General features: G+C 68.7%; 10 protein-coding genes and 1 pseudogene. 3 read left to right on the forward strand and 8 right to left on the reverse strand.

The window, feature by feature from the left end:
- Window positions 1–344 precede the first annotated feature (344 nt).
- The 4 genes and pseudogenes from AB0M82_RS07555 to AB0M82_RS07570 all read right to left on the reverse strand — a co-directional run bounded on the left by AB0M82_RS07555 (window position 345) and on the right by AB0M82_RS07570 (window position 4,318).
- On the reverse strand, window positions 345–1,796 hold the full coding sequence (locus AB0M82_RS07555; protein WP_364718533.1) for a non-reducing end alpha-L-arabinofuranosidase family hydrolase: 1,452 nt from the start codon (window positions 1,794–1,796) through the stop codon (window positions 345–347).
- 197 nt (window positions 1,797–1,993) lie between these two features.
- Window positions 1,994–2,170: pseudogene (locus AB0M82_RS07560) on the reverse strand (UBP-type zinc finger domain-containing protein); the annotation flags it as partial.
- A 183-nt stretch (window positions 2,171–2,353) separates the two neighbouring features.
- Window positions 2,354–3,739, reverse strand: coding sequence for an endo-1,4-beta-xylanase (locus AB0M82_RS07565; RefSeq protein WP_364718535.1), 1,386 nt, complete (start codon window positions 3,737–3,739; stop codon window positions 2,354–2,356).
- A 168-nt stretch (window positions 3,740–3,907) separates the two neighbouring features.
- Window positions 3,908–4,318 (reverse strand): RICIN domain-containing protein, encoded by a 411-nt coding sequence (locus AB0M82_RS07570; protein WP_364718537.1) that lies wholly within the window; start codon window positions 4,316–4,318, stop codon window positions 3,908–3,910.
- Between AB0M82_RS07570 and AB0M82_RS07575 the strand changes: the two genes are divergently transcribed.
- Window positions 4,308–4,535, forward strand: a complete 228-nt coding sequence (locus tag AB0M82_RS07575) for a hypothetical protein (RefSeq protein WP_364718539.1) — start codon at window positions 4,308–4,310, stop codon at window positions 4,533–4,535. The genes AB0M82_RS07570 and AB0M82_RS07575 overlap by 11 nt on opposite strands.
- On the opposite strand, the gene AB0M82_RS07580 is transcribed toward AB0M82_RS07575, so the two are convergent.
- Window positions 4,525–4,707, reverse strand: coding sequence for a hypothetical protein (locus AB0M82_RS07580; RefSeq protein WP_364718541.1), 183 nt, complete (start codon window positions 4,705–4,707; stop codon window positions 4,525–4,527). The genes AB0M82_RS07575 and AB0M82_RS07580 overlap by 11 nt on opposite strands.
- Before the next feature lie 83 nt (window positions 4,708–4,790).
- Here AB0M82_RS07580 and AB0M82_RS07585 point away from each other — a divergent pair, with 83 nt between their 5' ends.
- On the forward strand, window positions 4,791–5,441 hold the full coding sequence (locus AB0M82_RS07585) for a DUF4230 domain-containing protein (RefSeq protein WP_364718543.1): 651 nt from the start codon (window positions 4,791–4,793) through the stop codon (window positions 5,439–5,441).
- Between the two features lie 63 nt (window positions 5,442–5,504).
- Here the strand turns inward: AB0M82_RS07585 and AB0M82_RS07590 are convergent, their stop codons facing one another.
- The 3 genes from AB0M82_RS07590 to AB0M82_RS07600 all read right to left on the reverse strand — a co-directional run bounded on the left by AB0M82_RS07590 (window position 5,505) and on the right by AB0M82_RS07600 (window position 11,361).
- Window positions 5,505–9,170, reverse strand: a complete 3,666-nt coding sequence (locus tag AB0M82_RS07590) for a glycoside hydrolase family 3 C-terminal domain-containing protein (RefSeq protein ID WP_364718545.1) — start codon at window positions 9,168–9,170, stop codon at window positions 5,505–5,507.
- 84 nt (window positions 9,171–9,254) lie between these two features.
- The gene (locus AB0M82_RS07595; protein WP_364718547.1) at window positions 9,255–10,505 is read right to left on the reverse strand and encodes a cellulose binding domain-containing protein; all 1,251 of its coding nucleotides are present in this window, start codon (window positions 10,503–10,505) and stop codon (window positions 9,255–9,257) included.
- A gap of 370 nt (window positions 10,506–10,875) precedes the next feature.
- Complete coding sequence (locus AB0M82_RS07600) at window positions 10,876–11,361, reverse strand: DUF1772 domain-containing protein (protein ID WP_364718548.1); 486 nt, start codon at window positions 11,359–11,361, stop codon at window positions 10,876–10,878.
- Window positions 11,362–11,479: 118 nt separating this feature from the next.
- Between AB0M82_RS07600 and AB0M82_RS07605 the strand changes: the two genes are divergently transcribed.
- Window positions 11,480–12,175, forward strand: a complete 696-nt coding sequence (locus AB0M82_RS07605) for a TetR family transcriptional regulator (RefSeq protein WP_364718549.1) — start codon at window positions 11,480–11,482, stop codon at window positions 12,173–12,175.
- The last annotated feature ends 1 nt before the right edge of the window (window position 12,176 follow it).

Here is a 12,176-nt window from a genome sequence, read left to right on the forward strand (position 1 = left end):
CGAGAACCAACCGCAAAACGCGCACTCGCATCGTGTTCACTCCGGCCACGCGGACGGGTCGACCCCCCAACGCCACATTGGGGCGCTTCAGTAGTGGTCGTTGAGGTGTGGCGTGGCGGTGCGGTGTGGAGTCGCCGGCAGAGGTTCAATGGCTGTTTTGGTGCGTTGAGCGCACCAAATTCGGGCCTTGGGTCCTGGTCAAGGCCGCGGGAGGTGCGAGGCCAGGTGGCGGATGGGGTGTGGCGGCAGGTTTCGCGCCGACCGGCCGGGTGACCAGGAAGGAGCCCCAGCCGACGGGCGGCTGGGGCTCCTTCCGAGAACAGGTGTCGGTCGGGTGGAGTCGGCTAACGCTGCAGCGTCAGGAGACCCGGCCGCCACGGCAGCTGGTCGTAGGGACCACCGGCACTGGGGTTCTTGCCCTGGTAGAGGAACTGCAGGTTGCACGGATCGATGGTCTTGGTCTGGTCGGGGTTGTTGCGGACCAGGTCACCGTGGCTGATGTCGTTGGTCCAGCCGGCGCCGCTGTTGGCCTTGCCCGCGAAGGGTTTGGCTTCGGTGGCGGCCTGCGGGGTCCACGAACCGCTCAGGCTGTTCGAGGTGAACGACCGGAAGTAGCGCCCGCCCCCGCCCATCGCCTCGACGATCATCAGGTACTGGTTCTGGCCCTGGACCTTGTAGACCTCGACCGCTTCGAACAGGTTGGCCTGCGTGTCGCTCATGATCGTCGTGTAGTTCGAGCCGAAGCTGCCCGGGAAGTTCCCGATCGGCATGCTCGCCCGGTAGATCTTCCCGTTGTCACCGGCGAAGAACAGGTACATGTTCGAGCCGTCGGCGATCAGGGTCTGGTCGATCGGGCCGGTGCCGGAGCCGGAGATGCTGCCCGTGAACAGCGGCTGCGGCGAGGACCACCCGTTGGGGTTGGTGGGGTCACTCGACGTGCGGTAGATGAAGGGCCACTGACCCCACTGGTACGCCAGCACCCAGATGTTCTTCGGCGCGAAGTAGAACAGCGTGGGCGCCACCGTGCCCTGGTTCATCCCGTTCTGGCCGGCCGAGGCCATGTCGGACCAGTTCGTGAAGGGGGTGAAGGCCATCGAGCCGTACGACGATCCCGCGACGTTCGACGCGTAGACGAGGTGCTTGCCGTTGTGGACGACGTTGGTGAAGTCCTTGAGCGAGACCCACCCGTTCTTCGGCTGCGCCAGCGCACCCGACGACGACCAGCGGTACGTCGACGGAAGGGAGCAGCCGTTGCCGGTCGTGGTCGTCGTCGGCGTCGTCGTGGTCGGCGTGGTCGACAGGCCCGTCCACTTCTGGTTGCTGCCGCCGTTGCACGTCCAGAGCGCCACCGCGGTGCCGTTGGCCGTGCCGGCGCCGGTGACATCCAGGCAGAGCCCGGACTGTACCCCGACCACCGTGCCGTCGGCGTTCACCCGCCACTGCTGGTTGGCCCCACCGTGACAGGTCCAGATCTGCACCCGGGTGCCGGCGGTGGTCGCGCTGCCGGGCACGTCCAGGCACTTGCCGCCAAACACCGTCAACAGGCCGGCGTCCGTCGACGTCCACTGCTGGCTCGTACCGCCCGAGCAGTCGTAGATCTGCAGGAGGGCACCGTCGTTCTGGCTGGCGTTCTGGACATCCAGGCACCGGCTCGAACCGACACCGCGCAGCGCGCCGGTGGCGTCGGCCAGGGCCTCGTTGGCCCCCAGAGTCACCCCCAACGCCGCCGTCACCGTCACCGCGGCGAGCGTGGCGATCAGGGATCGCCTTCTGCGGCTGATACTTCCTCTGTTCATGACGACCTTCTCCCAGTCAGCTGCAGGTCCGCTTCTGGTCGCGCCCGCCGTAGCACGGCCAGATCGGCATTCCCGTGAGTGAGACGACTGTTACCGTTAACACGCGTCGCGCCAGCCTGGACTTCCATGTGAAGAATTGTCAATCCATGCGCCCGAATACCGAGCGCCCGGACGCCGGGCTGGGCGGCCTTACCACCTCAAGGCCCGGTCCAGGGTCCACAAAGGACAGCCGAGCCTTGAAAGTTACATTCATGTGCGGGCAGGTACGCCGCTGGGATCGGCTCGAAACTGCGCACGAACCGGTGCCCCGTGGCCGCCGCGTGGGCGCTGGCGTGCCGCCCCGGCGACGAATCGCAGCACCCGATGTGGCCGCACAGCGCTTGCGGGCCCCTTGCTCGACCGGCCTGCCGGCGAAGAGGACAGGACCATGCTCCAGCAAGAGATTACGGCTCTGCCGCCGGTGCCGCACCTCGCCCCGCGCCGGCCCGGACGTGAGTGACTCGTTCGCGAAGCGCCCACTCCGCGAACGAGTCACTCACAACCCCTCGTCTCGCGCCTCAGGAGGCGCTGCAGCTGACGCTGGGCCAGCTCCGGTTTCCGTTGTGCTGGATGGTGACACCCCAGTTGTCGCCGCTCCCGTTGGGCTTCGCGACGAGGACCTGGCTGCTGGGCCACGTGGCGTTGACGTTCCAGGTGGCACTGATCCTCGCGGGACTCGGAACGTTCATGGTGACCGTCCACGTGGAAGAGCCGCTGACCGAGACGTTGAGGTTGTACCGGTCGCTCCAGGACTGTCCTGCCGAAAGCGTCGCGGTGCAACTGCCCCCGCCCGGCGTCGTGGTAGTTGTCGGGGTTGTCGGCGTCGTGGAAGTCGTCGGCCCGGTGGGTGTGGTTGGTGTCGTGGTCGGGCCGCCGACGTTGAGGGCGTTCAGCACGGAGTTGTAGGCGGCCTTCTTGTTCCCGTTGCCGTCGAACAGAAGGGGGTTCTCGTTTGACCGCCAGGAGTCGCTGTCACGCACGCCCCAGACCGTGATGCCGGCGCAGCGCGCGACGTTCATGCACGCCTGGGTCAGCGCCGTGTACTGCGAGGTGGACGAGTTCGTGACGTCGACCTCGGTGAGGGCCACGTCGACACCGAGCGCCGCGAAGCTGGAAATCGTGGTCTGGAAATTGCTCGGAACCGAGCTACCGCCGGTGAAGTGGGCCTGCAGGCCGACACAGTCGATCGGCACGCCGCGGGACTTGAAGTCCTGGATCATGCGGTACACGCCTTGGGTCTTGCCGTAGTTCCAGTTGTCGATGTTGTAGTCGTTGTAGCAGAGCTTGACCGACGGGGCGGCCGCGCGCGCCGTCCGGAACGCGACCTCGATCCAGTCGTTGCCGGTGCCCTGCAGGTTCGACGAACGACGGCTGCCGTCTTCGTTGAACGCCTCGTTGACCACGTCCCAGTACGCGAGTTTGCCCTGGTAGTGGGCCATTACCTTCTGGATGTGGTTGATCATCGCGCTGCGGAGCGCGCTCCCGTTCATGCGCTGCATCCACCCCGGCTGCTGCCCGTGCCAGGCGAGGGTGTGCCCACGGACCCGCGAACCGTGGCTGATCGCCCAGTTGTAGATCTGGTCGCCTGCCGAGAAGTTGAACTGGTTCTGGTTGGGCTCGGTCGCGTCGGGCTTCATCTCGTTCTCGGCCGTCACCATGTTGAACTCGCGCGCCGCGATCGTGGTGTAGGCCGAATTGCCGAGCCTGCCGCCGGCGATCGCCGTGCCGAAATACCGGCCGGACTGCGCGGCCGCCGCCCCGAGCGTACCGGCCGCGGCATTGGCACCGGGTGCCGTCACCAGCACCGCCGCCGTCGCGGCCACGGTGGCCACTCCCGCCAAAACCCGGCCGGCCGGTGACCGCCACCACCGCCTGCCGTGTGGGCCCGACGAATTTCCTGCCATTCGTGGTCTCCTTCCAGGCGCCCGCCCAGGGAGTGCTCACCTCGGGCAAGTCCCCGCCGGCAATGCCCGGCGCCGGGACCAGGTCCTCGGCGACCTGGACGAATCGATGAAGTTCACCTATCGAGAGGAGCAGAGCACGGCGCGCCGTCGCCAGGCAAAGAGTTTCGATCAAGTTTCGGGCTGCCCGCCCTGGTCACGTGTCAGACGGCGACGAGGCGCCACTGCTGGTGGGACACCACCGGTGTAAGGGTTCTGGACGACTCGCGCGCCGTCGGCGGCCGAACCGTTCTCGGCTTCCGCGCACCAGCCGGTCCGGACGTTCACCAGCCGGCAGACGTCACCGGAAATCGGAACGACCTGCCACCACTGGTTGTCGCTGGAAGTGTCGCTCCACTGGTCCAGGCCGGCACCGCGGCCCGACCCGCCGGGGCTGTCGAGCAGCTTCCCGCTGTTGACGCTGACGATCCAGTACGCGCTCCCGGACGCCGGCAGCAATCGCCACTGCTGGTTGGTAGCCCCGCTCCACGGCCACAGGATGGCGGCCGCACCGTCGTCGCGGGCGGCGCCCTTGACGTCCATCACCTTGCCGCCGGCCTGGTTCACCAGCCATGAGCGTGATGTCCTGGGTGACGGCCGAGGTGACGACGGCGGTGACGGTGCGCCCGCCCCGGACGACCCGCAGCCGGTCAAGGCGCTCGCCCGGATCACCCACGGCGGCGTCCACAACCAGGTCACCGGAAACGTCACCCGCGAGGTCGTCCAAGCGGGCGACGTCCACGGCAACATCAGCCTGTGAACCCCGGGGCGAGGGCCCGTGCCTGAAGCAGGACCACCACGCGTTCCGGTTCGGCGGGCGCGCCGAGCTTGGTGCCCTTGCGGTAGCCGCCGAAGATCAGTCCGAGCAGCAGGATGGCGAGGACGATCAGCAGCACCCACAGCCACAGGGACTTGCGCACGACGTTTCCCATCGTCGGAGATCTGACACGTGAGCGAGAACACCGTACCGCCGCCGGTCGCTTAGCCGGGCGGCGACGTGGGTAACCCTCCCGGTATGGGTGCATGGGGAAAGCGGCTCGTCGTCATGGCGGTGGCGGTGGTCGTGCTGGCCGCCGCGGTGCTCGTCGCATCGGCGGTGCACCTGCTCCCCCAACTGCGCAATCCGTTCGCCGAACGCACCGAGGAGCACTCCGGCCCAGTGCTCCTGCAGTCGATCGTCGAACTCTCGCGCTACGAGGCCGCCAGCGGTTCGTTCCAGGTGGTCGTCGACATCACGACCAGTTCGGTCCTGCCCCGTTTCCTCGCGGGCAGCGACACGCTGTTCATCGGAGTCGGCACGGACAACGCCTTTGTGGACTTCTCGCGGCTGAAGAGCGACGCCGTCCAGGTCTCCGACGACCGCCTGTCCGCCACGATCACCTTGGGGCACGCGCAACTGGAGCCGGCGACCCTGGACGTGCACGAGTCTCACGTGTACGCGCAGCAGCAGGGCCTGTTCACCCGGATCAACGAGTTTCTCACCGGCAACCCGAACTCGCAGCAGGCGCTGTACGAGCTCGCCCAGAAGCAGATCCAGGCTGCGGCCGCGAAGAGCTCGCTGGTGGCCGACGCGGAGCGAAACACCCGGACGATGCTGGTCGGCCTCCTACAGTCACTCGGCTTCAAGAACGTCACCGTGAACTACGCCGCCAGCGCCACCGGTTGACCACCCCCGAATCGCGGATCCGCGACTTTCCTCGTCGCGGATCCGCGATTCGTGACTTCGCGGTCAGCCGATGGCCATGGCGAAGATGTGCATCGCCGCCGTGCCGGCCACCGCGCCGTCGCTGATGTCCGGCAGCGTCACGTACTGCACCGTCTTGCCCGCCTGGAGCGGGATCGGGGCGTAGTACAGGCTCACCCGCTGGTCCAGCCGTCCGTTGCTGTTGTTGAGGTACGGGAGTGTGGTGAGGATGTCGCCGCCGTTCGCCGCGTTGGACCACCAGTCCGCGAAGCTGACGGAGTGGGACTCCGTGGTGCCGTCGGTGTAGGTCACCGTCGCGGTGCCGCTCGGGCTGCCGTAGTCGCCGGCGCCGATCAGGCCGAGGGTGGTGCCGGAGCCGGAGAGCGCGATGGTCTGCCCGCCGGCCACGCCGCCGGCGACCACGTTGTCCGGGCTGCCCGGCTGGGCGTCCGGCCAGGTGAACGTCAACCCGTTGTGGGTGAACTTGGCCCCCGGCGTGAGGCTCGGTGTCGCGTTGGCCAGCGCCTGCGCGGAGAAGCTGGCGTTGCCGCCATCGAAGTTGCCGGCACCCGGGGTGGCGTCGTCACTGGTGCCCACGTTGTTGTACGCCGCCGCGAAGGACGGGTACGGCGGACGCGGCAGCAGCACCGTGGCCGCGTCCACCGAGCTGCCCCGCCCGTTGGCGGAGGTGAACGTGGCCTGCGCCGACACGGCGAACTTGCCGGGTTGGGCCGAGGCCGGCACGGCGACGTGCCAGGTGGTGCTGACGGTCTGCCCGGCGGCTACGGTCGGGAAGGTGGACGGCGAGCTCGCCGTCGCGGTCCAGCCGGCGGGCACGGTGAGCGTCATGGCCACATCGCGCAGCGGCCGGGCGCCCGCCGGGTTCGGCAGCGTCGTCGTGACGGGGTAGGTCGTGCCCGCCTTCACCTGGGCCGGTGCGTTGAGCGTGAACGGCTGCTCGACCACCACCGGCGTCGAGCCGGTGACGCCGTCGACCGTGACGCTGATGGTCGCGACGCCGGGCGCCACCATGGTCACCTTGCCGGTCCTGCTCACCTGGGCCACGCGTGGATCACTGCTGCGGTAGCCGACCCGGGCGTGCGCGAGGTCGACGAACGACTGGTCGTCGTTCACCGCTTCCACGATGTGGTCGGCCGGAACGTGCTGGGCGGCTTGGGCGGTGTCGTCGGCGATCCACGGGTTCTTGGCGGTCAGGTCGAGGCTCTGGCCCGGCGTGAACACGACCTGATCGGGCTGCACGGTCACGTACCGGGTCTTCGGCGTGATGGCTCCGGTGACGGCCACCGTGGCGGCGCCGGCGAGGTGGCCGGCGTCGGCGCCCACCGCGAACCGGTAGGGACCGTCGTACACCACTTCCCGGTGCTTCCCCTGGTCCCAGAGCGCCAGCTCGCTGATCCGGACCGGGATGGCCAGGTGCTGGGTCCGGCCGGGTGCGAGCACGTCGGTCTTCTTGAACCCGGCCAGACGCTGGCGCGGCAGTTCCACGCCGGGCACGCCGAACGCCGTGGCGGCGTACAGCTGGGCGACGGTGGCGCCGGGCGTGCTGCCGGTGTTGGTCACGTCGACGTGCACGGTGACCTGCCCGTCCGCGTTGACGGCTCGGGTGTCGGCGCGCACGTGCGAGTAGGCGAACTTGGTGTAGGAGAGGCCGTAGCCGAACGGATACGCCGGCGTGCCGGTGAAGTACTGGTAGGTGCGGCCGATGCCCCCGGTCTGGGACGGCGTCAGGCCGTAGTTCTTCATGTCGGGCAACTGCGTGTCGTCGGCGTACCAGGTGAAGTTCAGGTGCCCGCTGGGGTTCTGCTTGCCGAACAGCACGTCGGCCAGCGCGGTGCCCTGGCTTTCCCCGTTGTACGCGCTGAACACGATGCCCGGGAACCCGTCCTTGGCGTGGCCGAGGGAAACGGCGCCCGCCGCCTGGACGGCCAGCGCGGTCCGGGGGTTGCCGACCGCCTTGACCTGGTCGATCAGCGAGTCGTAGTTGCCCGGCATGGCGATGCTGGTGCGGTCCCGGCCCTCGGTGGCCACGTTCGTGTCGGTACCGGCGAACACCACGACCAGGTCGGCGGTCTTGATCGCGGCCAGCGTCTGCGCCGAGCAGCTCGCCGCCGTGGTCGCGCCGGTGGACGTGCCGCACGCGTCGAACGTGACGGTGGCGTCCGGGTTGGCCGCCTTCACCGCGGCCGTGATGCCCTGCACCGCGTTCACCTGGTGCGCGGGTTCGCCGGAGTAGCCGCCGAGGGTGACCTTGCCCGCGAGATCGCCGACGACGACCACGGTGCCGAGCTTCGCCGGATCGGCGGGCAGCAGCGGCGCACTGGTGCCGGCTACCGGGGCGTTCTTCAGCAGCACCAACGAGTTGGCGGCGACCTTCGCGGCCAGCGCCTGGTGCGCGGCGCTTTGGATCGTGTCCTTGGTGATCTTCGTGTAGGCCACCCGGTCCGGCGGATCGAACTCGCCCGTCTGCATGCGCGTGGTGAACACGTGCACCAGCGCGTTGTCGAGCACACCCTCGGACAGCACCCCGGCCTTGAGGGCCTCCTGGATGTTGGCCACGGTGGCTTCCGAGCCGGTGCAGTTGAGCTGGGTGCCCGCGCGCAGCGCGTACGCCTGGCCACCGGCCGCCCCGGAAACCCGTTGGCCGGTCGTGGTGTTCGTCCACTGCGTCGCCGCGCCGGCGGTGGCCGTGGTCCAGCCCGGCGGCGCCCAGTTGTGGCTGCCCGGCGCGTAGACGTCGCCGACCGCGCCGCAGTCGGACGTGGTGTAGCCGTCGAAGCCGTAGGTGCGCTGGGCGATGGCGTTCGTCGTGTAGGTGTCGGCCGGTGCGGGGGTCCCGTTGATCGCGTTGTACGACGTCATCAGTCCCGACACGTGCGCGTCCTGGATCAGGTGCCGGAACTGCCTGGTGTAGTAGTCGCGGATGTTGGCCTCGGTCGTGTCCGAGGAGTCCGCGTGCCGGTCGTTCTCCACGTCGTTGAGCGCGTAGTGCTTGGCGGTGGCCGCGACCTTGAGGTACGGCGTCGTCGGCTGACCGGACGGTGTCTGGCCCTGGTAGCCGTTGACGAACGCGCCTGCCATCTTCGCGATCAGGTACGGGTCCTCGCCGAACCCCTCGTCGGTGCGGCCCCACCGCGGGTCGCGGTCGAGGTTCACCGTCGGCGCCCAGTACGTCAGGGAGCCGTAGTTGTTCTTGTCCGGGCCGATGTTGTTCTGCGCGACGCCCCACAGCGACTTGTCCAGCATGCCGCGGGCCTCGTCGGAGATCGCCGTGGTCTCCTGGTAGATCAGGTCCGGATCCCAGGACATGGTGCTCGCCAGGTTGGTCGGGAAGCTCGTGGCGTGCACCCCGCCGGTGACCGTGCCGGGGTTGGTGTTCGCGCCGAGGGTGTTGAGCCCGTGCTGGCCCTCGCTCCAGTACGTGTACTGCTGCACACCGAGCCGCGGAATGGCCGGCGCGCTGCTGGTGCGCAGTTGCAGCACCTTCTCGGCCAGCGTCATCCGCGAGACGAGGTCGGCGGCCCGTTCGGCGAAGCTGTAGTGCGTGTCGCGATAGACCGGCAGCACGGTCTCGGCCGGCTGCGCCGAGGCCACCGACGTGGCCGAGACGAGCGCGGCCGTCGTCATCGTCGCGACGAGCAGGGAGGTGGCGGCCAAGCGTGCCCGCCGTCTACCGGGGAAGATTGCAGACATTCTGGGGATCTCCGTCATGGGTGTGCCGTGCCCCGCTGGTCTGCAGCCGGGCACGGCCTCGGTCGGGCTTCTGGGTCTCCGGTGTTACGGGCTGGCGCAGCCCGGCGGAGCGGCCGGCGGTGTGCCGTTGCCGAGGAAGCCGAAGGTGGTCGACGCGGACGCCTGGAGCGAACCGTTGTAAGAGACGTTCTTGATCGACACTGACGTGCCGCTTGTGGTCAGTGTTCCGTTCCACACCTGGGTGATCGTCGGGGCGCCGGACGTCCAGCCGACCGTCCATCCGTCGATCGCCGCGCCGCCCGCCGTCACCGTGACCTCGCCCTGGTAGCCGTCCTGCCACGCCCTGACCGTCCGGTAGGTCGCGCTGCAGGCGCCGTTCGGCGTGGTCGGGGTGGTGGGTGTGGTCGGCGTGGTCGGAGTGGTGGGCGTGGTCGTGGTCGGCGGGATCGTGGAGTCGAACTGGGTGATGAACTTCCACACCTCACCCGACGTCCAGGTCTGCCAGCCGCTGCAGGTGCACCCGTCCCGCGGACCGGGGTCGTGGCCCCCGTCGAACGCCGCCCAGACCACCGGATAACCCGCCCGGCACCCGGAATACGCGGTCACGACATGGGTCAGGCTGCCCTGCGCAGGCTCCCGCGGGTTCTGCGCCGTACAGCCGTTGTTCCGGACGAACGTGTCCCGCAACCCCCGGCCCAGCGAAATGTTCAGGACGTCGTCCCGGATGCCATGCATGCCGATGTACGCGATGGGCTGGGTGCCTCCGGCGCAGCCACTGAGGTTCGCCCCCGAGTAGACCGCGACCGCGCGGAAGACCGTCGGTCGCGCACAAGCGAGCGCATAACTCATCCCGCCGCCGTAGCTGAACCCGCCGGCGAAAACCTGCGACGTGTCAACGCACAAACCCGCCTCGAGCTGCCGCAACAGGTCGTCGATGAACGTGACGTCCTGACCATTGGGGTTGGCCCAGCCATTGCCGTTGCCCTGCGGAGCAACAAAAATCGTGCTGTTGCCCGCATTGTCCGCCAACCGCCGCAACCCGTAGTAGGACCAGTTGTAGCCGTCGGACCCACCCGAATCGACGTCGTTGGCCGTGCCACCCCGCCAGTGGAGCCCGACGAACAGGCGGTACTGGTGGTTGTTGTCGTAGTTGGCCGGCACCCGCAGGATGTAGCTGCGGTTCTGGCCGCCGCTGGAGATCGTGTGGCTGCCGTTGGCCAACGTCGGCGCCTTGCCGCAACCGGCACTCGCCGCGGCGGCGGCCGAGGCCGCTGAGGTGACACCGAGGCCGCCGCCCACCACCAGACCGCCCAGCACGGTCAAGAGAGCTGTCACGAGCGCAACAGGCCCGAAAACGGCGCTGCGTTTCACCATGCACGCACCTTTCACCGCAAATGTCGGTCGAGACCGCCCGGATTGACCGGTCGGCGGTTCCGGCGACTCTGCCGGGAAGAATTCTTTTTCGTCCGGCTCGCCCTCTATCGATAGCAGTCGGCCAACTGTGCGGCAAGCAGCCGGATGAGCGTCCGGCCTGGTGCGTCACCGGCCCGCGGCCATGGAGTGCGTCGCGGAACCACCGCGGCGGGATCGTCGATCAGGCTTGTCCATGGCTTTTGGCGGTGGCCGGCATCGGCTGCTGTCGCGCGATCGCCGTCGAGCGCTTCGATGATCGGCCCGCCCGCCGCATCGCGGGAAAGTGAAAGTTTCAGCCGGTTTGGTACGCGACGGCGAGTACCGCGAACAGGAACGCGATGGTCGCCGCCGTCGACCGGAACACGTCGATCCGTGCCCAGCGGCGAATCACGGCCTTCCAGTCACCCGGCGGAGCGTCCGCGCGCCAGTCGTTGACCTTGACGTTGATCGGCACCGTCCCGAGGAAGGACAACAGCAGGAACACCACCATCGCGATCAGGGTCGCCCACCTCATGGCCAGGCCGGGACCGGTGACGACGACGAGGACCGTCACGGCGAGCGCCGCCGCGGGCAGCATCACGATCGGCACCACCACCCGCAGGCGGCGAACGAGGGCCTGCCGCGCCGGCAGGTGCGCCCGATCGTCCAGAGTGGACAGTGCCGGATGAATGCCGTACCGGACGATCAGCTCCTCACCCGCGAGCACTCCGAGCAGGAACAGGCCCACGTACTGCACCACTTCACCCACGACAGCTCCGAAGGTCTCGGCGGCACTCACGACCGCACTATCTACCGGCACTGAAAGATTACTGTCACTGAACTTATCGCCGCAAGGCTGCGACCGACACTACTTTCAGCTACTGGAATAGTGCAGCCACGGTAACTACGGTGGGGCCATGAGCTCGCCAACGGTGGACTGGTGGACGTCCGACGAGTCCGGCACGGAGGGGTTGCGGGAGCGCAAGAAGCGGCTGACGCGCCAGCGGCTGACCGACACCGCCACCGCCATGTTCCTCGAACGCGGATTCGACGCGGTGCGCGTCGCCGAGATCGCCGCGGCGTGCGGGGTGTCCGAGAAGACCGTCTTCAACTACTTCCCCAGCAAAGAGGCCTTGGTCCTCGACCTCCCCGAAGCGACCATGGCCGCGCTGCGCACCCGGCTGGCACGCGCCGACCGCACCCCGGCCGAGGCGGTGCTGGACACCCTGGCCGGCGAGCTGGACGCCCTCCTGTCCTGGCTGGCCGCACAACCCGACCTGGCCGAGGCCAGTGCGAGGGTCCGGGACTTCACCGCGATGATCCTGTCCACGCCTTCGCTGCGCGCGCACCACCGGGACATGACCGAGCACCTTGTCACGGTCGCGTCCGAGGCGCTTGCCGCCCGAACCGGGCGCGCCGACGACGATCCGCTGTGCCAGATCGCGGCCACCGCACTGCTCGGGCTCTGGCGTGTCCAGTTCAGCGCGCTGCGCCGGAGCCTCGACGGCAAACGCACGCCCGAACAGGTCCGCCACGCCGTCACCGCCGACGTGCGCAGCGCTGCCCGGCTCATCGACGGCGGACTGGCGGGATTCGGCACCGGCCCCGGCTGAT

This window comes from Amycolatopsis sp. NPDC051128, from assembly GCF_040682715.1.
Classification (GTDB): domain Bacteria; phylum Actinomycetota; class Actinomycetes; order Mycobacteriales; family Pseudonocardiaceae; genus Amycolatopsis.